The sequence below is a fragment of the Latilactobacillus fuchuensis genome (genome assembly GCF_900258455.1).
Taxonomy (GTDB): domain Bacteria; phylum Bacillota; class Bacilli; order Lactobacillales; family Lactobacillaceae; genus Latilactobacillus; species Latilactobacillus fuchuensis.
Genome location: NZ_LT984417.1, coordinates 692,513 through 717,333 on the forward strand (window position 1 = coordinate 692,513; position 24,821 = coordinate 717,333).

A 24,821-nucleotide genomic window follows, 5' to 3' on the forward strand; every position below is an offset into this window, starting at 1 on the left:
TCCTTGTCTATTGAAAGTTAGTGGTAACTTCAATATAACATGAAATTCACGTGGCGTTTTTTAGTTAGCGGTGGCTAACTTCATTATAAAATTCACCTAATGAATATTCAATGGTAGCTGCTGCTTTATTTAGAGAAGGATATAAAAAAGAGTCAGTGTATGAGTATATTGAAGGATTAGCCATTGCCTCCAATGTCCATTCATTTATTAAATAATAATCTATTATTTAATACTGCGGCTAATTATAGAAGGAATTTTAGTGCATAAATTGTGCTCAGACTATTCATGAATATAGTAGTATCAATGTATTGCGGGGATGCATATATTGCTCATCGATATTAACAACATAGTTATGGAATTCAGCACAGAATCTAAAAAGAGTTTTAAACCTTGGTAAACCAAAATTCGCTGAGGTTTTTTATTTGCTGGAAATAATCTATTTGGATATGTGTCTCAAAAATAGATGCACCAATATGTATAAACCAACTGGATTCATTCGTTAACGTCTTTAGTGAAGTTAAAATTATATCAATTTTTGAGATGTGAGAGCGCAGTAAACAGAGAATGTCATGAATCCGTTATATCCGTTTTTTACTCACTGTACGTTATGATGTGAGGATAATACGGATTTATATAGTGAGGTGTAAAAATAAGTCAATAGGATGAAATTATCGATTACTTAAATAAAAGCGGTGGTCAAATAACAGCTAAGATAGCTAATTCAATGGGAATATCACCTAAGGGACTGCGAAATATGTACGCTCACGAAAAACTTGAGAGGTTGGCTACAGGTGTTTATATTGATCCGCTTGAATTTGGCGATGATATTGCCGCACTGCAATACAGTTTAGCGAAAGGCGTTTTCCCTAAAGATACAGCTTTATTCTTATATGGCATGAATGACCGTACGCCTAGTACTTATGATATGAGGTTTCCGTTACCGTATGCGTACAGTACGAAAAAGGATGCACCAATCAAAATTTATCGACAGAAAAAAGAATTTTATGAAATTGGCATAACGACAACTAAAACGCCGGGTGGCCATATGGTTAAAGCTTATAACGTTGAGCGTACTTTATGTGACATTCTATGAACGCGAGATAGGTTTGATTCTGAAACTATTAAATAAGCGACGAACAGTTACGCACAGCAAAAAGGCAAGAATCTCCATCAATTAATGGAGTGCGCAATAACGTTCAACGTTGAGTTTGAAATTAGAAGATACATGGAGATTTTGATATGAAGATTGAATCTTCTGATAAAAAGCAATTCTTAGCAAGTATTAGAAAAATGGCAGAGGAAAGAAATGTCACGCCATAGATTACGCTACAAGAGAATAGATTGTTTTGGATGATCTAATCGAGAAAATCTCTTGTTCTTTTTACAAATATAAGCTTGTATTAATCATAGTAGAAAATAAAAAAGTGTTCCTAATTTCAGGAACACTTTGCAGTGCACAAATTGTGCGCAGACCACCTATGAATGTAGTGATACCAATGTATCTCAGTGCTATATATGTTGATCACCGGTATTAATTATGATAACGGTAACTCAGTAATCCTTGTGATTGCTGAGTTTTTTTGTGCAGTTAAAATATGGATAAAATTGAATATTAATGCGAATTATTGGAGATTTAACGGATATATCGACTATTTATTGCAAAAATATTCAAAATTCAGCATAACAAATATGAGATAACGTGTTAGAATGGTTTTAAGATAATCGATAACTTTTTAGAGGTAAGGAGTGGCATAATGAAGAAAAAAATGAGTTCTTGCACGACGGTATTGGTCGGGAAAGCAGCGTCATACGATGGCTCGACGATGATTGCGCGTAATGAGGATGGTTACGGCCGACCTAATCCACAGAAGTTTGTGGTGGTCCAACCGGCAGAGCAACCGACAATCTTTAAGTCAGAAGCCAATGGCGTTGAAGTACCGTTGCCAACTGCGCCGTTAAGATGCACTTTAACACCGGATGTGGATCCCGCCTATGGTGTTTGGGGTGGTTCTGGGATTAACAGTCAGAATGTCGCCATGACGGCTTGTGAGACGATTACGACTAATCCGGAAATCCTAGCAATCGATCCTTTTGTGGATGAGGGGATTGGTGAAGCTGACTTTTTGAGTATTACATTACCCTATTGTCAGACTGCGCGTGAAGGGGTTAGTCGGTTAGGACAGTTACTAGAAACTTATGGCACTTATGAACCAAATGGCATTGCCTTTGCCGATTACGACGAAGTGTGGTATCTCGAAACGATTGGGGGCCATCATTGGGCCGCCATTCGGATTCCTGATGACGCGTATGTGATTGCACCAAACCGGTTTAACATTGATCAGTTTGATTTTGAATCAGTGGATACGTTATTTTCCGCTGATTTACCCGCGATGATTGAACAGTTCCATTTAAATCCCGATACCGATCAAGTTAATTTACGGCATATTTTTGGGAGCGCAACTGAAAAGGATCGTTCTTATAATAATCCGCGAGCATGGTACATTCAACAACGCTTCAGTCTTAAGCCTAGTGGGCAACCGACGGATCATGATTTGCCGTTTATCTGTCGGCCGAATAAGCAATTAACGATTGCCGACGTTAAATGGATGTTGAGTGCCCATTATCAAAACACGCCGTTTGATCCGTACGGTCAGGGGACGGCAGAGGAGCAGCAACGTTATCGACCAATTGGGTTGAATCGGAATGAAGAAGTTCACATTCTACAGATTCGAAACGATGTGCCAGCCGAATTAGCGGGTATTCATTGGTTAGCGTACGGACCGAATCCGTTTAATGGTTTGGTGCCATTTTATGCGGCGGTTGATCAGACACCGGTCGTTTATCGACAAACGACAGTCGATTTTGACCCGAATAATATTTATTGGTTAAGCCGGTTAGTCGCCGTGTTGGCGGATACTAACTACAATCATTATTCTGAATTGACGACTAATTTTGAAGCTAATTTATTGGCACAATGTCGACAACAGCAAATTAATTTTGAACAAAAGCAGGTTCTTGCTTCCGCCGACTTAGCCCTTTATAATGAAACAGTAGCACAATTAGCCTTTAAGTTGACCAATCAATTATTAGGACAGATGGTGGCTTTGGGGCGTTAAATACTGGAGACTCATATGAAACCACGCTTTTTAAACACCTATCGCATGAGTATACTAGCGGTATTAACAGCGTTATTATTAATTCAAGGTTTTGTCCCGATGGTCGGGAATTTGACGTTGATTCCCGGACTGCCAGCCATTACGACGATCCATTTAACGGTGATCATTGGTGCAATTATCCTTGGGCCACGAGATGGGGCAATTTTAGGCACGATTTGGGGGATTACCTCGTTAATTCGGGCCTATGTGATGCCGACTGATCCGTTAGCAATTCTGATTTTTCGTAATCCAATCATTGCGATTCTACCGCGGTTATTGGTCGGACTGATTGCTGGCAGCTTAGCGGTTAAATTACCTAAGGCGCCGACTAAAAAGACGTTGATGATGGGTCTGATCGCCATCATCAGTACGATGGTCAATACCGGCTTAGTGATTGGCTTGACGTGGTTGTTTTATCAACACCAAGCAGCCGGATTGTACCACACATCGGCCAATCAGTTAATCTGGGTGATGTTATCAGCCTTTACGGTCAACGCGACGTTGGAAATTATCGCTGCGGCGATTCTAGTGTCCGCCATTGCAACCCCGTTATTAAGATTTAAACGAACGACTTCAAAAAAAAACTAGCCTAAGGCGGACAATTGTCTGCCTTTAGGCTAGTTTTTTTAGTGGGTTGAATCGAGGCGGTAGTCCCGCGCGATTTGAATGAAACTGTCTAATAAAGCTTGTTGGGTTTCAGAGAAACGCTGGCTTTTCCGGTAGGCCAATGAGATGTAAAAGGTTGGCTGTGGTTCGTCAGTTAAATCGAGGCTAACAAGGTCATCGGCGGTGGTGACCCCGGTTTCCGTTAGAAAGCCAATCCCAGCACCGGCATGGACCATACTTTTAAGAATACTGGCATCAGACGTTCGATAAACGACCTTGGGGTGAATCCGATTGACTTTGGAAAGGGCTTTGAAGACGTGTGGATGGACAAAACCTTCAGCGAGCATGATGAATTGTTGATCCTTGAGTTCGGCAAATCCGATTTGTCGGCGGTCAGCCAACGGTGAATCTGGGCTGACGATGATTTTAAAGCGGTGTTGTTCGATGACGTCCGCTTGAATGGTCTCGGTACTGAGTGGGCTCGCCGATCCAAGCAAAGCCGCATCAATCCGACCGGCTTCCAAATCCGCCAATAATTCTGAAGAACCGGCTTCAATCGTTTCGAATTGATTGATGACCCCCGTTTGAATAAGTTTGGGGGCCAATTTTGAGAAATAGTAGGTGCCAATAATCGGGGGTAAGCCGAATTTAAGTTTAGTCGCCGCAATTCGAGCCATATCTTTATCAGTTAAGGCGATTTCCTTGAGAATCGTTTGGGCGTGTCGATAGAGCTGTTCACCACTAGGGGTGATGATAATCCCTTGGTGTGATTGATCGCGGACAATCAGCTCAGTCTCAAATTCCGCCTCAAGTCGTTTAACGGCATAAGTAATCGTTGGTTGACTCACCGAAAAATAATTGGCGACCGCTGTAAAATTTTTTAAATTAATTAATTGCGTAAAATAGTCTAAATCTTTAATTTTCATGAAAAGCTCCTAGTATCATTGACTTTTAACCGGTCATATAAATCTATTTTATCATAGATCGAGGTTTTGACTATCAAATATGGGCTGCTCTATACTAAGCAATATTAACGAAGATAAAGGGGATTTTTGATATGAAGGAAACCGCACAACAAATTTTAAATGACCCATTTTTAAACAAAGGCACGGCTTTTACTAAGGCGGAACGCGCCCAATTTGGTTTAACGGGGATGTTACCACCCCACGTTCAAACATTGGCTGATCAGGTTAAACAAGCTTACGCCCAATATCAAACTGAAACGACTATGTTAGAACAACGCATTTTCTTGATGACTTTATTCAACGAAAATCGGGTTTTATTCTACAAACTATTCAGTCAACACGTCGCTGAATTTATGCCAGTCGTTTATGATCCAACGATTGCCGATACAATTGAAAACTACAGTGCGTTATACGTGAACCCACAAAATGCGGTTTTCTTATCCATTGACGATCTAGATTCAATGAAGACGACTTTAACAAACGCTGCTGATGGGCGTGAAATTAAATTAATCGTTGTGACGGATGGTGAAGGAATCTTGGGCATTGGCGACTGGGGGACACAAGGTGTGGATATCTCAGTTGGTAAATTGATGGTTTATACGGCCGCTGCAGGGATTGATCCTAGCCAAGTTTTACCCGTTGTTTTAGATGCTGGGACCAACCGTGACAGTTTACTGAATGATGATCTTTACTTAGGCAATCGTCATGAACGGGTTCGCGGCGATCGTTACTATGATTTCGTAGATCAATTCGTCCAAACTGCTGAAGCATTGTTCCCTAATCTATATTTACATTTCGAAGATTTTGGTCGGAGTAATGCGGCTAATCTCTTAAACAAATATAAGGATCAAATCGTGACTTTCAACGATGACATTCAAGGGACTGGGATTATCACATTAGCCGGGATTATGGGCGCACTAAATATTTCAGGGGCTAAGATGACAGATCAAGTTTATATGAGTTTTGGTGCTGGGACCGCTGGGGCCGGAATTACCCACCGGATTTTTGAAGAAATGCAACAAGCTGGTTTGTCAGAACAAGAAGCACGTAGCCGTTTTTACATGGTTGATAAACAAGGGTTATTGTTTGATGACGATCCAGAATTAACACCTGAACAAAAACCATTTGCCCGTAAACGCAGTGAATTCGCGAATGCTGCTGAATTAACGACATTAGAAGCGGCTGTTAAAGCAATCCACCCAACTATTTTAGTGGGGACTTCAACGCAACCAGGGACTTTCACCGAAAGCATTGTCAAAGAAATGGCGGCCCATACTGAACGGCCCATTATCTTCCCATTGTCTAATCCCACTAAGTTAGCTGAAGCGACTGCTGAAGATTTGATTAAATGGACTGACGGTCAAGCGCTAGTGGCAACAGGGATTCCGGCTGCACCAGTTGACTATCACGGTGTCACTTATGAAATTGGTCAAGCAAACAATGCGTTAGTTTACCCTGGTTTAGGCTTGGGCACGATTGCATCAACCGCGAAAGTTTTAAATGATGAAATGATTAGTGCAGCTGCTCATTCATTGGGTGGAATTGTAGATCCAACTGAAGTGGGTGCGGCGGTGTTACCACCGGTCACACAATTAGAGGTCTTCTCACAAACGGTTGCGAATGCTGTTGCTGAAAGTGCCGTCAAACAAGGTATTAACAAAGAACCAATTACGGATATTAAACAGGCCGTTGCTCATTTAAAATGGGTACCAGAATACAAAACGGTTCAGTAAATTTTGGCATAAACAATCAATAGGAGTGTGAAAGAGTTGGACGCATTTTTAACATCTTTATCAAGCGTGATCGAAATTGTGGTCGTGATTGCATTGGGGTTCTGGTTACGGAGTTCGAAGAAATTTGATGACAATTTTAAGGGCAGCATTTCATTTTTAATTATGAACGTCGCGTTACCGTTATCGATTTTCGTTTCAGTTTTGGATAATTTAACCCGTGAAAAGTTAGTCGGTTTATCCGGCGGTTTAATCTATGTCTTAATCAGTTTTGCTTTAGGTTATTTAGTCGCTTGGCTTTTAACCAAAATCTTCCGGATTCGTCCGGGTCGCCGGGGAACGTTCATTAATATGTTTGTTAATGCCAATACAATCTTTATTGGATTACCATTGAACCTCGCTTTGTTTGGCGATAAGAGTTTGCCTTACTTCTTGATTTATTACGTGGCCAATACGGTTTCAACTTGGGCGATTGGGGTCTTCTTCATTTCAAACGATGATCCTACTAAAGAAAAGGGCGCTGCTAAAGGCAAGTTTAATTGGCGTAAATTATTACCCGCACCCCTCATTGGCTTCCTAGCAGCCTTAATCTATCTATTAACCGGTCTGCCATTACCAAACTTGGTTGATAAAACATTCTCAATGGTGGGTGGCATAGTGACACCCATGTCATTAATCTATATTGGGATTATCTTGGCTGACGCTGGATTGAAGTCGATTCACTTCGACCGCGATACAGTGCTCGCTTTATTGGGACGCTTTGTCGTGGCGCCAGCCATTATGATGGCCATCATGCTCTTTTTCAAGAATACGGCGACAATCCCGACGGTTGAACAAAGTACATTAATCATTCAAGCCGCAACACCAGGATTAGCCGTCTTACCAATTCTTGTCGGTCAAGCGCATGGCGATGTTGAATACGCGACTAATGTGGTGACGACCAGTACAGTTCTATTCGTAGTCGTCGTGCCAATCTTGATGCAAATTATTCAACACATCTAATTAGTAGTTGGGTTGTCATAAAAAGGCGCTGTCCAAGGGGCAACGTCTTTTTTGTGCTATAAAAGAATAGTGGATACAGAAATTTTGCGGATGAATATTTCCCGGGTTACTTTAACGTTTAATCAGTTTGAATGAGCAGAATCATTGTAATTTTCGGTAAGCGCAGTAGAATTAGGTTGTACAAAATCTTTTTTTGGGAAGTGGCGACGATGACGGAACACTTAACAACGAATGAAGGCCAACCTTGGTCGGACAACCAACATTCACAAACAGCCGGCCAACGCGGTCCGGTTTTAATTCAGGACTATCAATTATTGGAAAAATTAGCGCATTTTAACCGGGAACGAATTCCTGAACGGGTGGTGCACGCTAAAGGCGCTGGCGCCAAGGGTTATTTTAAAGTGACGCGCGATATGAGTGCTTATACTAAAGCCGCGGTCTTTAGTGGTGTTGGTAAACAAACGCCGCTAATCACCCGGTTTTCACAAGTAGCGGGTGAAGCTGGTTATCCGGATACTTATCGGGATGTGCGTGGTTTTGCGGTTAAGTTTTATACTGAAGCAGGTAACTACGATATTGTTGGGAATAATACGCCCGTCTTTTTTGTGAATGATCCGTTGAAGTTTCCCGATTTCATTCATTCCCAAAAAAGAGATCCACGGACCCACGCTCGCAGTCAGGATATGCAATGGGATTTCTGGTCATTATCACCAGAATCAGTCCATCAAGTGACGATTTTGATGAGCGACCGAGGAATCCCAGCCAGTTATCGGATGATGCACGGCTATGGGAGTCACACCTTTAAATGGGTCAATGCCGCCGGCGAACAATTTTGGGTCAAGTATCATTTTAAGACGAATCAGGGTGTGCATAATTTAAGTAATGAATTGGCCGCTAAACTGGCCGGTCAAGACACCGATTATTTACAAAATGATTTGCTTAACGCCATCGAGCAAAAGGATAATCCTAGTTGGACGGTGGCCGTTCAAATCGTGCCATACGAAGAAGGCCTTAATTATAAGTACGATATTTTTGACGTGACGAAGGTCATCTCACAAAAAGATTATCCGTTGATTGAGATTGGTCAGATGGTTCTCGATGAAAATCCAACGAATAATTTTGAAGACATTGAAGAATTGGCGTTTTCACCCGCTAATCTAGTGCCCGGGATTGAAGCCTCACCCGATAAATTGTTGCAAGGCCGGTTATTCGGTTATAAAGATGCAGAACGTTATCGGTTAGGTGCCAACTATGAACAACTACCCGTTAATCGGCCGCAGGTGGCGGTGCACAACTACGCACGCGACGGCGCGATGGCGCAAAATCAAGCAAGTGGGGTCAATTATGAACCCAATAGTAGTGACGGCCCAACTGAAGTACCGACCGCTCAAGTCCATGGCGATCAATTAACGGGTAAAACGGGTCATTATGCGGTTAATGATGATTACTACGCGGCAGCGGGACGTCTTTATCGGTTGTTGTCGGCGGCGGAACAAACGCGGTTGATTGACAATATTGTCATGAATTTAGGCCAAGTGACTAAACCGGCCATTCAAATCCGAGAAGTTCGTCAGTTCTATCAAGCAGATCCAGAATATGGGCAACGGGTGGCAAGTGGCCTTGGATTGGCTTTAGAACAGATTAAAATTTAATGAGTTGATTGGGTTAGGATGACTCGATAGACGAGACATTAACCGATTGGTTTTCTGAAAATGAAAAAGCTTGGGCGACCAAGCTTTTTTTGTGCTTTTAAACAATTAAAGTTCGTGTTTTTTGCTTTTAATTAATAATTAACTGGAAATTACAAAGCAAATCACGTATAATTATTTGAAATAAGTGAGAAAAGGGGCGAATAAATTGATTTCAACTAAAACAACGTTAGCAGGTTTTGAATTTGATAACTGTTTGATGAATGCAGCCGGTGTTTATTGTTATGACGCAGCTGAATTAGATCAAATGCAAGCATCGAAAGCGGGCACGTTTGTCACTAAAAGTGCGACATTACAAGCACGAACGGGGAATCCGGAACCGCGCTATTTGGCAACACCATTGGGCAGCATCAATTCGATGGGGCTACCTAATCACGGTTTACCTTATTATTTAGATTATGTCAGTCAGCAACAAATTGCAGTTCCGAACAAAATCTATTTTCAATCGATTACTGGTTTTAATATTGATGAAGATGAACAGCTATTAGCGCAGATTACCGCTTCCGATTTTAAAGGTATCGTTGAATTAAATTTATCGTGTCCCAACGTACCGGGTAAACCGCAAACCGGTTATGATTTTGAAACAGTTGAACGGATTTTAACGCGCGTATTTGAAGTCTATCAAGGCCCGTTAGGCATTAAATTGCCACCTTATTTTGACATTGTGCATTTCGATCAAATGGCCGCTATTTTAAACCAATTCCCATTGGCGTTTGTCAATTGTGTCAACAGTATTGGCAACGGGTTATTCATTGATGCGGCAACTGAGACGGTTACGATTAAACCTAAAAATGGTTTTGGCGGAATTGGTGGCGATTATCTGAAACCAACGGCATTAGCCAACGTGCACGCTTTTTACCAACGCTTGAAACCTGAAATTCAAATTATCGGTACCGGCGGGGTTAAATCCGGCCAAGACGTCTTTGAACACCTATTATGCGGGGCCAGCATGGTCCAAGTCGGAACCGCGCTTCAAAAAGAAGGCCCACTGATTTTCGACCGGTTAACGGCAGAATTAAAAACAATTATGCAGCAAAAAGGTTATACACAAATAGCCGATTTCCAAGGACAATTAAAACATTTAGATTAGGATGGCGTTTTAACATGAAATACCGGTATTTATTTTTTGACATGGACAATACATTATTTGATTTTGATGCCGATGAAGATCAGGCATTAACGCAATTATTTGAAAAGCAACAGGTGGTTTTGACACCCATGCTCAAAGCTGATTACCAAGCGTTTAACCAGACGTTGTGGGTGCAATACGAACAAGGCACGCTTAAACGGGAAGCATTATTGAATACCCGTTTTGCGACTTTTTTTAAACAAGCTTTGAATTTAACCGTGGATGGGCCTACTTTATCGCACCAGTATTTAGCGAGTTTGGCACTCGGTCACGATTTAATGCCACAATCGCAACAGTTGATGACGGCCTTGGCGCAAACGGATGCTGAATTGTACGTGACGACTAATGGTGTGGCGCATACGCAATATCAACGGTTAATTGATTCGCAATTTAAATCTTATTTTAAAGGTATTTTCATCTCAGAGGAATTAGGTTATCAGAAACCCGATCCCGCCTATTTTGAGAAGGTCTTCCAACAAATTGAGGACATTGATTTAACCCAAGCGTTAATTGTCGGAGATTCGTTGACTTCCGATGTTCAAGGGGGGCAAAACGTGGGCGTGGACACAGCTTGGTACAATCCGAACGGTGCCGTTAACACGAGCTCGACGATTAAACCCACGCATGAAATTAAGGAACTACTCGCACTATTGGCAATGTAAGCTTAAAAATTGGAGTGATAGACTGTGCAACATTATCGGTATTTTAGAATTAGTTTAGGTTGGCGGATTTTATTTGGGATTGCCTTGGGGTTAGTGGTAGGTGGCATTTTCTATCAGAATAAGGTCGCCATTGCAACGCTACAATCAATTGGCACGATTTTTATTAACTTAATCAAGATGATTGTCTTACCGATTGTTGTTTCGTGTTTGGTTGTCGGTATTGCGAAGATGGGGGACATTAAGAAGTTAGGCCGAATCGGTGGTAAAACGTTATTGTATTTTGAAATGATGACGACCATTGCGATTGCCCTAGGCCTATTAGTCGGTAATTTGACCAAACCGGGTCGGTTGATTGATATCCATAGTTTGAGTAAAGGTTCAATCGGTCAATATACAGAGGCCGCTAAGAGCGTTGGTAATCACGGCCTCGGGGATGTGGTGATGGGGATTGTGCCCACCAACATCTTCAAAGCGTTGACGGATGGCGAAATGATTCCGATTATCTTTTTCGTTGTTTTGTTCGGTCTGGGTTTAGCAACCTTTGGTAAACGCGCGGAACCGCTAATTAATGCGTTCGAAATGATTTCACAAGTCATGTTTAAACTGACCAACTGGATCATGCAACTGGCACCGATTGGGGTTTTCGCTTTAATTGGGGTCACGATTGCGCAATTTGGCTTCAGCGCATTAAAGCCACTCGTTTTCTTCTTGGTGGTCTGTTATGCAACGATGATTTTCTTCGTCGTAGTGGTCGCGGGGCTAGTTGCCCGGATCTGGCACGTTAATATTCTCGAACTATTGAAGGTCTTTAAGGAAGAATTAGTTTTGGCCTTTTCAACGGCTAGTTCTGAAGCCGCGTTACCAAAAGTAATGGAAAAAATTCAAGATTACGGTGTTAGCCAAGGGATTGCCTCGTTTGTGATTCCAACCGGTTATTCGTTTAACCTAGATGGTTCGGCGATTTACCAATCACTAGCTGCACTATTTCTGGCGCAGGCTTACCACATTCATTTAAGCTTGGCGCAACAGTTAACCTTATTGGTGGTCTTGATGATTACTTCTAAAGGGATGGCAGGCGTTCCCGGCGCATCATTCATTGTGTTACTCGCAACGATTACGACGATTGGGGTGCCCGCATCAGGGGTTGCCTTTATTGCCGGAATTGACCGGTTAGTCGACATGGGGCGGACCGCTGTTAATGTTATGGGCAATTCTTTGGCGGCAGTGATCATTGCCAAATCAGAAAAAGAATTTGATGAAGCTAAACGTGATCAATATTTAGCCCAAATGAAATCATAAGCGTGACGACGATTAAATAAAAGCTAGGTTAGCCAATTATTTGGAGCTAACCTAGCTTTTTTGATTGGTTTAAAACGGGGGTGATAGTGTATACCGTTAAGCGTTAGCAACGGGGATATTTAGACTAATTCAGTTTAATTGTTCAGTTACTTTTAGACCGTATTTCATGTGAAAAAAGCAACAAAATGTGATGACCGCTGCTATCAAGGCAATCTAGACCAATTTCAACAATAATGTAAAAATGATTAGACAGATTAGAAATTTGTGGTAAAATATATTCAGTAAAGCGTTTTAAGTGAAACGCTTTTAGCGTCAAGTTGATGATTAAAACGGCTAATGCCATTATATTTTTATTTTAAGTTGATAGCGTTTTATTATTAGCTCAACGCAACTATTTCTTATAAGGAGGTTTTGTTAATGGTTGGAATCGTTATTGCGAGCCATGGTGAATTTGCCAAGGGCATCATGCAATCTGGTTCAATGATTTTTGGCGAACAAGAAAAGGTCCAAGCAGTTACTTTTATGCCGAGCGAAGGTCCCGATGATCTGAAAGCGCATTTAGAAGCAGCTGTTGCCAGTTTTGGTGAAGATGATGAAGTCTTGTTCTTAGTTGATTTATGGGGTGGGTCACCATTCAATCAAGCCAATGGTTTGTTTGAAGCTCATCAAGATAAGTGGGCAATTGTCACTGGTTTGAATTTACCAATGTTAATCGAAGCTTATGCCTCACGTTTATCAATGACTTCTGCTCATGAAATTGCTGCTCATATTCTTGGGGAAGCAAAAGCAGGCGTTCGGGTTAGACCTGAAGCATTGGAACCAGAAGAAGCACCAAAAGCAGCGGCTAAACCAGCCGTTTCAAATGCTGGGACACCTGGCAAAATGGAATACGCTTTAGCACGGATTGATTCACGTTTATTACATGGTCAAGTGGCAACCGCTTGGTCTAAATCAGTTAATCCTAGTCGGATCATCGTTGTTTCTGACGCCGTTGCTAAAGATGATTTACGGAAAAAATTAATCGAACAAGCGGCACCCGTTGGGATTAAAGCTCACGTTGTGCCAATCGATCAAATGATTAAATTGGCTAAAGACGATCAACATTTTGGTGGTCAAAAAGCATTGTTATTGTTTGAATCACCACAAGATGCGTTACGCGCAATCAAGGGTGGCGTGCCATTGAAGAGCTTGAACGTTGGTTCAATGGCTCATTCAACTGGTAAGGTTCAACCGAATAAAGTGCTTGCTTTTGATCAAGATGATATTGATACGTTCGAAGCTTTGAAAGAAGCTGGCGTTGAATTTGATGTTCGTAAAGTACCAACGGATTCAAAAGGCAACATGGCAGATATTCTTAAAAAAGCACAAAACGAATTAAACAGTAAATAAGACGTTTACTAAACGTCATTATCAGAAGAAAATGGAGGATTAATCATCATGGAATTGAATTTTATTCAAGTGATATTGGTCATGTTAATTGCATTTCTAGCTGGTATGGAAGGTATTTTAGATCAATTCCATTTCCATCAACCCGTTATTGCATGTACATTAATCGGCCTTGTAACAGGTAACCTAATCCCATGCCTAATTTTAGGTGGGACACTTCAAATGATTGCTTTAGGTTGGGCAAACATCGGTGCAGCTGTTGCGCCCGATGCCGCTTTAGCATCAATCGCATCTGCAATTATTTTAGTATTAGGTGATCAAGGTAAGGCTGGTATTTCTTCAGCAATCGCCATTGCCGTACCTTTGGCAGTCGCTGGTTTATTACTAACAATCATCGTTCGGACTTTAGCAACAGGGATTGTTCATATTATGGATGCCGCTGCTAAAGAAGGTAACTTCAGAAAAATCGAAATGTGGCAATGGATTGCCATTGCAATGCAAGGTTTACGAATTGCTATTCCTGCAGGTTTAATCCTAGCAATCGGTGCTGGCCCCGTTAAAGATATGTTGACAGCAATGCCAGCATGGTTAACAGACGGCTTAGCAATCGGTGGTGGCATGGTTGTTGCCGTTGGTTATGCAATGGTTATCAACATGATGGCGACTAAAGAAGTATGGCCTTTCTTCGCGATTGGTTTTGTTTTAGCAACTATTTCTCAAATCACATTAATCGGACTTGGTGCAATTGGTTTAGCGCTTGCGCTTATCTATCTTGCTTTATCAAAACAAGGCAATTCAGGTAACGGCAATGGCGGCGGCGGTGGTAACACTGGCGATCCAGTTGGCGACATCATAGACAACTACTAAGAAGGAGGTTCACAAAAATGGCAGAACAAATTAAATTAACTAAAAAAGATCGTATTTCTGTTTGGTGGCGTTCAACTTTCCTTCAAGGTTCTTGGAATTATGAACGTATGCAAAATGGTGGCTGGGCTTATTCAATGATTCCAGCAATTAAGAAATTATACAAAACTAAAGAAGACCGTTCGGCAGCACTTGTTCGTCACATGGAATTCTTTAATACTCATCCTTACGTGGCTTCACCAATCATCGGGGTTACTTTAGCACTTGAAGAAGAACGTGCTAATGGCGCACCCGTTGATGATGTGACCATCCAAGGGGTTAAAGTTGGGATGATGGGACCTTTAGCTGGTATCGGCGATCCCGTCTTCTGGTTTACTGTTAAACCAATTATCGGGGCATTGGCCGCTTCATTAGCCATGACTGGTAATATTCTTGGACCAATCATTTACTTCCTTGCATGGAACATCATTCGGATGTTATTCATGTGGTATACACAAGAACTTGGTTATAAAGCCGGTTCTAAGATTACTGAAGATTTATCTGGTGGGATCTTACAAGATATCACTAAGGGTGCTTCAATCCTTGGGATGTTCATCTTAGGGTCATTAGTTAACCGTTGGGTATCTGTTAAATTTACACCAACCGTTTCATCAGTTAAGTTAGACAAAGGTGCTTTCATTGACTGGGCTAAATTACCTGGTGGTGCTAAAGGCATCCAATCTGCTTTACAACAACAAGCTCAAGGTTTGTCTTTGACACCTGAAAAAGTAACGACTTTACAAGATAACTTAGATAGCTTAATTCCTGGTTTAGCAGGTTTGGCTTTAACATTATTCTGTATGTGGTTATTGAAGAAAAAGGTATCACCAATCGTTATTATTCTTGGCTTATTCGTAGTCGGAATTGTCTTCCATTTATTACAATTAATGTAAGCGAGTTTCGCTTTGACGACGCAGGAGACTGCGTCGTTTTTAATTAGGTAGAAATGCGAATTCGGCGTATAATAATGGCTGATACAGTATGGGAGAGGTGATCAAGTGGTAGAATCAATCAATAAAAAAGTGGAACTCGTTATTAAAGCCACGGCCTTTACGGGGTTAACCGATTATGGTCAAATTATGATTGGGGACCAAGGCTTTGAATTTTACAACGAACGGGATGCACGTAAGTTTATTCAGATTCCGTGGAAAGATGTCGATTACGTGATTGCTTCAATCATGTTTAAAGGCAAGTGGATTCCGCGCTATGCGCTTAAAACAAAACAGAATGGTACGTTTACCTTTGCTTCTAAAGAACCTAAAAAGGTGCTACGGGCGGTTCGTGAACACGTACCAGCGGACCACATTGTCCAATCGTTGAGTTTTATGGACGTGGTTAAACGGGCGTTACATTTTAAACGAAAAAATAAGTAAGTGCGTTGAGTTGCGGTTAGCAACTGAGCATTAATGATAAATAACCGATAATCTTGCACTTAAGATTATCGGTTATTTTAGATTAAGCGGAAGTTGTTGCGACTCAAAAGCATATTTGTGACCGATAGTCTGACATGCTACAATAAAGCCAATATACGGATTAGTTGATTGTAGACTGATTTGAGCTTGAATCAAGGCTAGAGGGGATTTGGATAGAATGCAACAAATTATATTATTATTGGCAGTGGGCGTGATTGCCGGGATTTTAGGGGCCATCTTAGGGATTGGTGGCGGGATTATTCTGACACCGGTTTTAACGTTGGCGATTGGGTTAGACATTAAATACGCGATTGGCGCCAGTATCATTTCGGTGATTGCGACGAGTTCGGGTGCCACGATTGCCTATTTGAAAGACGATATGTTAAATTTGCGGGTCGCGATGTTTCTCGAAATTGCGACCACGGTCGGGGCGATTATCGGGGCTTTGTTGACCGGGGTCGTGCCGACTGGTTTCTTATTTATTTTATTTGGGGCCTTCCTACTTTTTTCAACGTACAATATGGTTCAAAAATTACGGGGTAAAGCGGCGGAGAGTCAAAAAGGGACCACCGATCAATGGGCTAAAAAGTTGAATTTAAATGGCACTTATTACGATAAAGCCAATCAAGCACAAGTCGATTACGAAGTTGAAAAAGTTCCTGCCGGTTTTGCGATGATGTTTGGCGCCGGCATTGCATCGGGTTTGTTAGGCATTGGGAGTGGCGTGTTTAAAGTCACTGCGATGGATACGATTATGAAGATGCCACTCAAACCATCGAGTGCCACGAGTAATTTAATGATGGGCGTTACGGCCGCCGCCTCAGCAACGGTTTATTTCTTTAGTGGGGCGATTTTACCGAATATTGCGGCACCGCTCGCGTTGGGGATTTTAGCCGGCGCAACGGTTGGTTCGCGAATTATGCAATACTTACAACCGAAGTGGATTCGACTCATCTTTATTCCAATTCTCTTCTACATGGGCTTACAAATGGTCTTAAAAGGATTCGGGGTGCAAATCTAATGACGGATAGAAAAGCCGAAATGGCAGAAATTGAATTAGTGATTGGTAAAATTCTACGAATTGGCGTGATTGTTTCAGCGACGATCTTAATCATTGGGTTGGGTTTAATGATGGTCCACGGTGGGACGGGTTACGGTGAATATCAATTTCCAACAACCTTTACCGCGATTTTTCAAGGAATCGGAGCGTTAAAAGCCGGGGCCGTCATCATGCTAGGGTTATTTTGTTTAATCTTAACGCCGGTGTTACGGGTCGTCGTATCAATTTACGCCTTCGCCAAGGAACAAGATTATCTGTACGTTTGGATTACGGTCGCCGTCTTGGTGATTCTATTAATCGGGATGGCCATTGGGTTCATTAAACGCTAAATAGGTCAAAAAAGACGAATCAACCTTATTTTTTAGGCTGACTCGTCTTTTTTAATCTTCTAGTTTTAAAATGCGTCGCTTCTTTTCTTCGAATTCTTCTTCGGTCATTAGCCCTTCATCGCGCATCTTGAGGTAGGCCATAATCAGTTCACCGGTTTTAACGTAACTCAAATCTTCTTCCGCTGGGCGTTCAAGGTAGTCGGCTAAAATCGTATAAATCCGGCGTAATTCGAGATTATCGTCAGTGTCAAAATCAATCACCACTTTTTCGAGGGCGTGATTCGGTTTTTGATAGAGGACCTGTAGATGACCGTGACGATAGGTCGCTTCGAAAAAGCGGACCGATTTAATTTTACTAAATGGAATTTCGCGGTCTTCATTCTGCTTTTTCTTAAAAAGACTCGGGTAATGTAGGGCTAATATTTGTTCATCGTAAGTAATTTCTAGTTTTTGTGGTTTTTTAATCAGATAGGTCTGCATTAGCAAGCTCCTTTTAATAAAACTTAAGTAAAAGCAAGTCAGTTCTTAACAATCATCGACTAAACTTGTCTCTATCATAGTAGAGAAGGTCAGTAAATGGCAAGCGATTAAGCTAATTTACTGAAATTGGTGAGCAAATGAAATTTTTTACGGGCGTCCGTAACGGCCTATTATTGGCGTTACCACTGTGGAGTCTATTAGGATTATTGGTATATTACGGATTGCATTAAGTGGTTTAAGGTCAGAAAAGGTGATTTGCAATCGCCTTTTCTGATTTTTGTGGTGTTTATCGGTCTAAAGTCGGTTTTTTATGCTAGTATGAATAGACTACAATAAAGGACGATAATTGCATCTATCCGGTTAAATTATTATAATATAAACAACTGTCCAAAGATAAGGAGGAGGAACATTTGAATATTGGGATATTCACGGACACCTACTTTCCACAAGTGAGCGGTGTCGCAACCTCCATTAAAACGTTGAAAATGGCACTGGAAGAAAAGGGTCATTCAGTTTACATATTTACAACAACCGATCCACACGTCGATAAAGACGCGGTGGAACCAAATATTTTCCGCTTTGCGAGTGTGCCGTTTGTGTCATTTACTGATCGGCGAATTGCCGTGCGGGGTTTATTTCACGCGTACCAAGTTGCTAAGGAATTAGATTTAGATATCGTCCACACGCAGACTGAATTTTCGATGGGCTATATTGGTAAATTCGTGGCGAAGAATCTAAAAATTCCGTGTCTCCACACTTACCACACAATGTATGAAGATTATTTGCATTACGTGCTAAACGGTAAATTATTACGGCCTTACCACGTTAAACAGATGAGCAAAGCTTTTCTATACCACATGTCTGGGATTGTGGCGCCTTCGGAACGGGTATCGGGGACGTTGAATCGTTATGGGGTTAAAGCGCCGATTCGGATTATTCCGACGGGTGTTGATATTAGCCGTTATGAACAACAGGTGACCGTCGATGTTCGGGCGGCGCTCGGGATTAGACCGGAACAACCCGTCTTATTATCACTCAGTCGGGTCGCTTACGAAAAACGGATTGATATTTTAATCGATGCCTTACCGAAATTAGTCGCGCAAAAGCCAAACTTGATGTTGGTCATTGTCGGTGAAGGGCCAGCGCGTGAAGATTTAGAAGCGCAAGTCGCTAGACTGCAGATGATCGATCACGTGATTTTTACTGGGATGGTTGATAATGATGACGTCACGAATTATTACCACATGGCTGATTTATTTGTGTCGGCGAGTGATTCTGAATCACAAGGTCTTACGTATATCGAAGCGATGGCGGCGCAACGTAAGATTGTGGTCATGACGAGTCCGTATGCCGGTGATTTATTAACGGATCCATCGATTGGGACGACATTTACGACGGAAACGGAAATGATTCATCAAGTGCTTAATTATTTGAACCATCCAACGGCTTTTGATGATCCAGCACCGCGCCAGCAGAAACTTTATACAATTTCTGCGGATTATTTTGCCCAACAGATGATTGCGTTTTATAAGCAATCCCAAGTGATGTATGATGAATTTCATTTGGACCAGGATGATTTGATGGAATTAGAAGATTTAGATTCTAAGAAATAAAGCCGGTTGTGGCTAAACTGTTGATTGTGGAATCAGCAGTTTTTTATTGAGTTAATCTGGCCAACAATCAGAAAAAAGGGTCGTTTATGAGTAGAGTAAATAAAATTGTGTTTGTCGTGATGTTAGCAATTGGTTGTGGGATCTTTGCTTACGAAAGTCGCAGTCTCAATTTCAACCAGCTAGTGGGGGATGTCAGCCGGTTAAAATGGGGTTGGTTATTGGTGGCGTTAGCCTGCATGTTAATTTCGTGGGGCTTTGAAGCGGTTGTTCTGCGGGTCTTCTTAAAGGGGCGGACGGAACAGTTTAACGTCCATAACGCGGTACGGATTCCGTTGATTGAACAATTATTTAACGCAATTACGCCGTTTTCAACCGGTGGACAACCCGCACAATTAGTGGCGTTGATGCAATCGAAGGTCGAAGCCGGTCAAGCCAGCTCGGTATTATTGATGAAATTTATCGTGTACCAATTCATGGTGCTCGTCAATTTTCTATTGAGTATGATTGTCGGTTTTTCGCAAGTCTCGAAACATTTTGGGACGTTGTCGATTCTAATCAGTTTCGGCCTAATCATCCACGTGGTGGTATTAGTCGCGTTGTTGTTGATTATGTATTACAACCGGTTCACGAAACAATTGGTGCGACTATTATTAATTCCGGTCAGCTGGTTCGTCTCGCAAAAACGGGTGGCGACTTGGCACGCGTTGTTATTGGTCAAAATCGATACTTTTTACGCCGAGAGTCTCCATTTGAAACGAGAACCGGTTAAATTATTGAAGGGTTGTTTATTAACCCTCGGGCAATTGGGATTCTATTACAGTGTGCCGTATTTTGTATTGTTAGCGCTCGGTGCACAAAATGTGAATTACTTACAAGTCATGGTTTTACATATCATGATTGTCATGATTGTCTCGTTATTTCCAATTCCAGGTGGTTCGGGCGGTGCGGAATACAGTTTCAAGACCTTATTTGCCACTTTTTCACTCAGTTCCAGTAAACTAGTGTTAGCGATGTTACTTTGGCGATTATTCACCTACTATCTCGGGATGTTCATGGGGATTTTAGCGTTAGCGGTGAAGCCGAAGTTAAACACCAAAAAATAGGAGGTTTTTCAAGATGCAACCAACAATTGGTTTTATTGGCACCGGTGTGATGGGCAGTAGTATGGTTAAGAATTTACTGAAGGCGGATTATGCGGTCACGGTCTACAATCGAACGAAGCATAAAACGGATGCGTTGGTCGCACTGGGGGCGAAATGGGCGGATAGTCCAGCCGCAGTCGCCCAACAAAGCGACGTCATTTTATCAATTGTTGGTTATCCACAGGATGTGGAAGCCATCTATTATGGTGAACAAGGCCTATTCAGTGTCGCACAGACGGGTCAAATCTTAGTTGACATGACGACCAGTACACCGACGCTTGCCCAGAAAATTGCGGCTAGCGCAACTGAAAAAGGTATTCAAACGCTGGATGCGCCAGTTTCCGGTGGCGATATCGGCGCGAAAAAAGGGACTTTAACGATTATGGTCGGCGGCGATCGAGCGGCTTATGACCAAGTTTTGCCAATTTTTGAAGCGATGGGGCAAAGCGTTCATTATTTCGGTGCGGCCGGTAGCGGTCAACACACGAAGATGGCCAACCAAATTATGATTGCGGGCACGATGACCGGTATGACCGAAATGTTGGTTTATGCTAAAGCGGCCGGTTTGGATTTAGAAGCGGTGTTAAAGACCGTCAACGGTGGCAGTGCGCAAAATTGGAGTTTGGCGAATTATGGTCCGCGGATTCTAGCGAACGATTACACACCCGGCTTTTTTGCCAAGCATTTTCTGAAAGATTTAAAGATTGCTTTAACGGAATCTGAAAAGATGGGATTGACCTTGCCAGCGACCCACCAAGCCAAGAAACTATACGCACGGCTAGTCAATGAAGAGCAACTCGGTGACGATGGCACGCAAGCTTTAATTAAGTTATGGTGGACATCTGTAAAATAATTGCATATAAACGGTGCAGACGAGCCTGTTTTCTGATAAACTGTAAGTTAGTTATTAAAGGAGGCTTCGCCATGCAATCATCACAGTTAGTTGCGATTATCAAACGTCTGGTAGCAATGCAAGAAGATCAAAGCGCTGAGGTTCAAGAAAGACGTTTTGAAAAGGCCGGCGATTTAAAGGCTACCGTTAGCTATGATCCACAAACGCTAGCATTTGAATTTGAAGATAGCAACACACATCAGAAATTTCAATTCGACAATATTGATTTAGTTGCAATGGAACTTTACGATTTATTAGCAGACTAAGTAATTAACCATTGAGTAAGCCAATACTTGGTGGTTTTTTTTTGATTTAAAGGTAATAACGGTCGGTTGTATTTCTTAAAAATGGTTAAACATTTCTGGCTAAACACGGTTATACATTGATTTTTAAGTGGGAGATGTGTAAACTAACTGTCAGATTGTCAACGGCTTTTATAAGCTTAAACGACCTTTAACGGAGGCTATTGTATCGATGAAACAAGTTAGTCAAAAAATTCAAGCTGGACTGAGTACACGTTGGGGCTTTTTCCTCTTCGCGGTCGGATTGTTCTGGCTCAAAACAATTTATGCGTATCAAACGAAGTTTAATTTAGGCGTCAAAGGTGGTATGCAAGCCTTTCTCATGACGATTAATCCAATCCCAACAACACTATTATTGTTTGGGATTGCGTTGTTCATGAACGGCCGTAAATCGTATATCACTTTGATCGTCGTGGATTTGATCACGTCGGCGTGGTTATTTGCCAATATTTTATACTATCGTGAATTCTCAGATTTCTTAACCTTCACGTTGATGAAGGGTTCTAGTTCAGTTTCCAATAACCTGGGTAAGAGTATTGCTGGGATTATTGAATATTCAGATTTCTTAGTTTTTGCGGATGTCGTGATTCTGATCATCCTGTTAGCGACGAAACTGATTAAGATTGACCGCAGTATTTTCATGAAACGGAACGCTTTTGCAATTACCGGTTTATCTGTCGTTTTATTCGGCGCAAACCTCGGAATGGCCGAAGCGGATCGTTCAGGATTATTGACGCGGACGTTTGATAATAACTACATCGTTAAGTATCTAGGGATGAACGCCTATACGGTATACGATGGGGTTAAAACGACCAAGAATAACGCGATTAAAGCCAATGCGGATAGTAGCAGCATGAGTAGCGTTTTGAAATACTTAAAAGAAAACCGTGTGTCACCGAACGTGGAATACACCGGTGTCGCTAAAGGCAAAAACGTCTTTGTGATTCATCTTGAAAGTTTCCAACAATTTTTAATTGATTATAAGTGGGATGGCCAAGAAGTCACGCCGAATATCAACAAGTTGTACCATGAATCGGATACGTTAAGTTTTGATAACTTCTTTAATCAAGTGGGGCAAGGTAAAACGGCCGATGCTGAATTAATGCTTGAAAACTCATTGTTTGGACTCCAAGAAGGGGCTGCCATGGTGACGCAAGGGACGACCAACACGTTCCAAGCCGCACCAGCGATTCTAGATCAACAAGGCTATACAACCGCCTCATTCCATGGGGATGTGCCAAGTTTCTGGAACCGGGATAACACTTATAAGTCATGGGGCTATGATTATTTCTTTAGTTCTCAATACTTTAAAGAAGGTAAAGGCTACAACGTCGGTTATGGTTTGAAGGATAAGATCTTCATGCAGGATTCAGCGCAATACGTCGAACAGTTACCGCAACCGTTCTATGCGAAGTTGATTACCGTTACCAACCATTATCCATACCTATTGGATAAACAGAATCAATCGATTGCTAAGACGGATACCGGCGACGATACCGTTGATGGCTATGTTCAAACCGCAAAATATTTGGATCAAGCTTTAGGTGAATTCATGACTTGGATGGAAAAGACCGGTCTTGATAAGAATAGTATGGTTGTCCTTTATGGCGATCATTACGGTATCTCGGGGAATCATAAGAAGGCTGTTGCGAAGTTATTGGGTCAGGATAAGTTTACCGATTTTGATAACGCGCAGTTCCAACGCGTGCCATTCATGATTCATATGCCAGGGCTTAAAGGGGGCGTCAACCACACTTATGGTGGTGAAATTGACGTCTTACCAACCTTATTAAACCTCTTAGGGGTTAAGAACGACGATACGATTCAGTTTGGTTCGGATTTGTTAGCGGCCAATCGGAATCAAACCGTCGCCTTTCGAAATGGGGACTTTGTCGCACCGGATTATACGAAGGTCGGCAGTACCTACTATGATACGAAGACGGGTAAAGCCCTCACGAAATTAACCACGAAACAAAAACAACGGGTCTTAGTGTTGAGTGAACACGTCACGGAGGAACTCTCATTATCCGATAAGGTTATCTCCGGTGATTTATTACGTTTCTACACGCCAGTTGGGTTTGAAGATCCAGATAAATCGCAGATTAGTTATAAGGTAACGGACGCTAAAGCACAATTGAAAGCGGCCAATAAGAAGAGCAAGACTAGTGTCATTCAACAAAATGGTGGCAAATCGACGATGAACCTTTATCAGACGGATGCACCAGAATTGAAATAAGATTGAGAACTCACTGAGAAGTGGGTTCTTTTTTTATTGTTCTTTTTACTTGTCAGAACGGCTAAAAAAAGGTACGATAACAACATAAATACGCACATGAGAATGATTATCATTAAAAGGAGGGGTTTTAGATGAGTCAAGAAATTGTGCAACGGACACTACGCAAGTTAAAAGAAAATAACGTCCGGATTACATCCCAACGTCAAGCCGTCTTGGAATTCATGATTGGCACTCACGCACACCCAACAGCCGATGATGTCTATCAAGCTTTAGCGGGTCGCTTTCCGAATATGAGTGTGGCGACGATTTACAATAATTTACGCTTGTTCACCGAGCTAGGGCTAATCGAAGAGATGGCTTACGGGGATGCGTCTAGTCATTTTGATTTTGCACAGACGAAACATTACCATGCAATCTGTGATCGTTGTGGCAAGGTCGTTGATATCTTTTATCCGGGATTAGACGATGTCGAAGTGGTTGCGCACCATTTAACGGGTTTTAACGTCACTGGTCACCGGATGGAAGTCCATGGCATCTGTCCAGAATGTCAATTGAAACAAACGTCGCTAATTGATTAAATGTATATTTAAAAAAAATCAAAAAAATTAGCAATATTTACTTGACGATGTCGTTAGATGTTGGTATAGTATTATTTGTTGTCAGCAAGACAAACGTTAAACACTGATGGAAATGCATAAGTAATCTCGATAATGAATATTTATTCAAAAAATATTTAAAAAAGGATTGACAAGCATTTCGAGAACATGATATACTAATCTAGCTGTTTCAACAACAGTAGATCTTTGAAA

23 protein-coding genes are annotated in these 24,821 nt (G+C 41.7%); 21 read left to right on the forward strand and 2 right to left on the reverse strand.

Going from position 1 to position 24,821, the window contains the following annotated elements:
- The first annotated feature begins 724 nt into the window (after positions 1-724).
- The 3 genes from LFUMFP_RS09955 to LFUMFP_RS03225 all read left to right on the forward strand — a co-directional run bounded on the left by LFUMFP_RS09955 (position 725) and on the right by LFUMFP_RS03225 (position 3,743).
- Positions 725-1,093, forward strand: coding sequence for a type IV toxin-antitoxin system AbiEi family antitoxin domain-containing protein (locus LFUMFP_RS09955; RefSeq protein WP_233210618.1), 369 nt, complete (start codon positions 725-727; stop codon positions 1,091-1,093).
- Positions 1,094-1,751: 658 nt separating this feature from the next.
- Positions 1,752-3,116, forward strand: coding sequence for a C69 family dipeptidase (locus LFUMFP_RS03220; RefSeq protein ID WP_199190593.1), 1,365 nt, complete (start codon positions 1,752-1,754; stop codon positions 3,114-3,116).
- 15 nt (positions 3,117-3,131) lie between these two features.
- Complete coding sequence (locus LFUMFP_RS03225; protein ID WP_106483054.1) at positions 3,132-3,743, forward strand: ECF transporter S component; 612 nt, start codon at positions 3,132-3,134, stop codon at positions 3,741-3,743.
- Between the two features lie 38 nt (positions 3,744-3,781).
- Here the strand turns inward: LFUMFP_RS03225 and LFUMFP_RS03230 are convergent, their stop codons facing one another.
- A complete protein-coding gene (locus LFUMFP_RS03230; RefSeq protein ID WP_056950041.1) occupies positions 3,782-4,687 on the reverse strand; it encodes a LysR family transcriptional regulator in 906 nt (301 codons plus the stop codon).
- 131 nt (positions 4,688-4,818) lie between these two features.
- Between LFUMFP_RS03230 and LFUMFP_RS03235 the strand changes: the two genes are divergently transcribed.
- The 12 genes from LFUMFP_RS03235 to LFUMFP_RS03290 all read left to right on the forward strand — a co-directional run bounded on the left by LFUMFP_RS03235 (position 4,819) and on the right by LFUMFP_RS03290 (position 17,347).
- Positions 4,819-6,459: a malolactic enzyme gene (locus LFUMFP_RS03235; protein ID WP_106483055.1), complete on the forward strand. Its 1,641-nt coding sequence runs from the start codon at positions 4,819-4,821 to the stop codon at positions 6,457-6,459.
- Positions 6,460-6,495: 36 nt separating this feature from the next.
- The gene (locus tag LFUMFP_RS03240; protein ID WP_025083735.1) at positions 6,496-7,458 is read left to right on the forward strand and encodes an AEC family transporter; all 963 of its coding nucleotides are present in this window, start codon (positions 6,496-6,498) and stop codon (positions 7,456-7,458) included.
- Positions 7,459-7,667: 209 nt separating this feature from the next.
- Complete coding sequence (locus LFUMFP_RS03245; protein ID WP_106483056.1) at positions 7,668-9,110, forward strand: catalase; 1,443 nt, start codon at positions 7,668-7,670, stop codon at positions 9,108-9,110.
- Between the two features lie 205 nt (positions 9,111-9,315).
- Entirely contained in the window at positions 9,316-10,257 is a 942-nt protein-coding gene (locus LFUMFP_RS03250; RefSeq protein WP_025083736.1) for a dihydroorotate oxidase, read from the forward strand.
- A 14-nt stretch (positions 10,258-10,271) separates the two neighbouring features.
- Positions 10,272-10,958, forward strand: coding sequence for a YjjG family noncanonical pyrimidine nucleotidase (locus LFUMFP_RS03255; protein WP_106483057.1), 687 nt, complete (start codon positions 10,272-10,274; stop codon positions 10,956-10,958).
- A 24-nt stretch (positions 10,959-10,982) separates the two neighbouring features.
- Positions 10,983-12,257 (forward strand): dicarboxylate/amino acid:cation symporter, encoded by a 1,275-nt coding sequence (locus tag LFUMFP_RS03260; protein WP_025083738.1) that lies wholly within the window; start codon positions 10,983-10,985, stop codon positions 12,255-12,257.
- Positions 12,258-12,674: 417 nt separating this feature from the next.
- Positions 12,675-13,646: a mannose/fructose/sorbose PTS transporter subunit IIA gene (locus tag LFUMFP_RS03265; RefSeq protein ID WP_106483058.1), complete on the forward strand. Its 972-nt coding sequence runs from the start codon at positions 12,675-12,677 to the stop codon at positions 13,644-13,646.
- Between the two features lie 48 nt (positions 13,647-13,694).
- A complete protein-coding gene (locus tag LFUMFP_RS03270) occupies positions 13,695-14,510 on the forward strand; it encodes a PTS mannose/fructose/sorbose transporter subunit IIC (RefSeq protein ID WP_106483059.1) in 816 nt (271 codons plus the stop codon).
- A gap of 17 nt (positions 14,511-14,527) precedes the next feature.
- On the forward strand, positions 14,528-15,439 hold the full coding sequence (locus LFUMFP_RS03275; protein WP_025083741.1) for a PTS system mannose/fructose/sorbose family transporter subunit IID: 912 nt from the start codon (positions 14,528-14,530) through the stop codon (positions 15,437-15,439).
- Between the two features lie 105 nt (positions 15,440-15,544).
- Complete coding sequence (locus LFUMFP_RS03280; protein WP_056950046.1) at positions 15,545-15,919, forward strand: DUF956 family protein; 375 nt, start codon at positions 15,545-15,547, stop codon at positions 15,917-15,919.
- A 217-nt stretch (positions 15,920-16,136) separates the two neighbouring features.
- Positions 16,137-16,979 carry a sulfite exporter TauE/SafE family protein gene (locus LFUMFP_RS03285; RefSeq protein ID WP_106483060.1) on the forward strand — a complete coding sequence of 281 codons (843 nt, stop codon included), beginning with the start codon at positions 16,137-16,139 and terminating at the stop codon, positions 16,977-16,979.
- A complete protein-coding gene (locus LFUMFP_RS03290; RefSeq protein WP_106483061.1) occupies positions 16,979-17,347 on the forward strand; it encodes a DUF1634 domain-containing protein in 369 nt (122 codons plus the stop codon). The genes LFUMFP_RS03285 and LFUMFP_RS03290 overlap by 1 nt, the downstream gene beginning before the upstream one ends.
- Before the next feature lie 51 nt (positions 17,348-17,398).
- Here LFUMFP_RS03290 and LFUMFP_RS03295 read toward each other — a convergent pair whose 3' ends face one another.
- Positions 17,399-17,827 (reverse strand): SHOCT domain-containing protein, encoded by a 429-nt coding sequence (locus tag LFUMFP_RS03295; protein WP_056950048.1) that lies wholly within the window; start codon positions 17,825-17,827, stop codon positions 17,399-17,401.
- A gap of 410 nt (positions 17,828-18,237) precedes the next feature.
- Between LFUMFP_RS03295 and LFUMFP_RS03300 the strand changes: the two genes are divergently transcribed.
- The 6 genes from LFUMFP_RS03300 (at position 18,238) to LFUMFP_RS03325 (ending at position 24,590) form a co-directional block, all read left to right on the forward strand.
- On the forward strand, positions 18,238-19,440 hold the full coding sequence (locus LFUMFP_RS03300) for a glycosyltransferase family 4 protein (protein WP_106483062.1): 1,203 nt from the start codon (positions 18,238-18,240) through the stop codon (positions 19,438-19,440).
- An 86-nt stretch (positions 19,441-19,526) separates the two neighbouring features.
- A complete protein-coding gene (locus LFUMFP_RS03305; RefSeq protein ID WP_106483063.1) occupies positions 19,527-20,543 on the forward strand; it encodes a lysylphosphatidylglycerol synthase transmembrane domain-containing protein in 1,017 nt (338 codons plus the stop codon).
- 13 nt (positions 20,544-20,556) lie between these two features.
- Positions 20,557-21,435, forward strand: a complete 879-nt coding sequence (locus LFUMFP_RS03310; RefSeq protein WP_106483064.1) for an NAD(P)-dependent oxidoreductase — start codon at positions 20,557-20,559, stop codon at positions 21,433-21,435.
- Positions 21,436-21,506: 71 nt separating this feature from the next.
- Entirely contained in the window at positions 21,507-21,740 is a 234-nt protein-coding gene (locus LFUMFP_RS03315; protein WP_025083747.1) for a YkuJ family protein, read from the forward strand.
- A gap of 208 nt (positions 21,741-21,948) precedes the next feature.
- Positions 21,949-24,012 carry an LTA synthase family protein gene (locus LFUMFP_RS03320; protein ID WP_106483065.1) on the forward strand — a complete coding sequence of 688 codons (2,064 nt, stop codon included), beginning with the start codon at positions 21,949-21,951 and terminating at the stop codon, positions 24,010-24,012.
- Between the two features lie 131 nt (positions 24,013-24,143).
- The gene (locus LFUMFP_RS03325) at positions 24,144-24,590 is read left to right on the forward strand and encodes a Fur family transcriptional regulator (RefSeq protein ID WP_025083749.1); all 447 of its coding nucleotides are present in this window, start codon (positions 24,144-24,146) and stop codon (positions 24,588-24,590) included.
- The last annotated feature ends 231 nt before the right edge of the window (positions 24,591-24,821 follow it).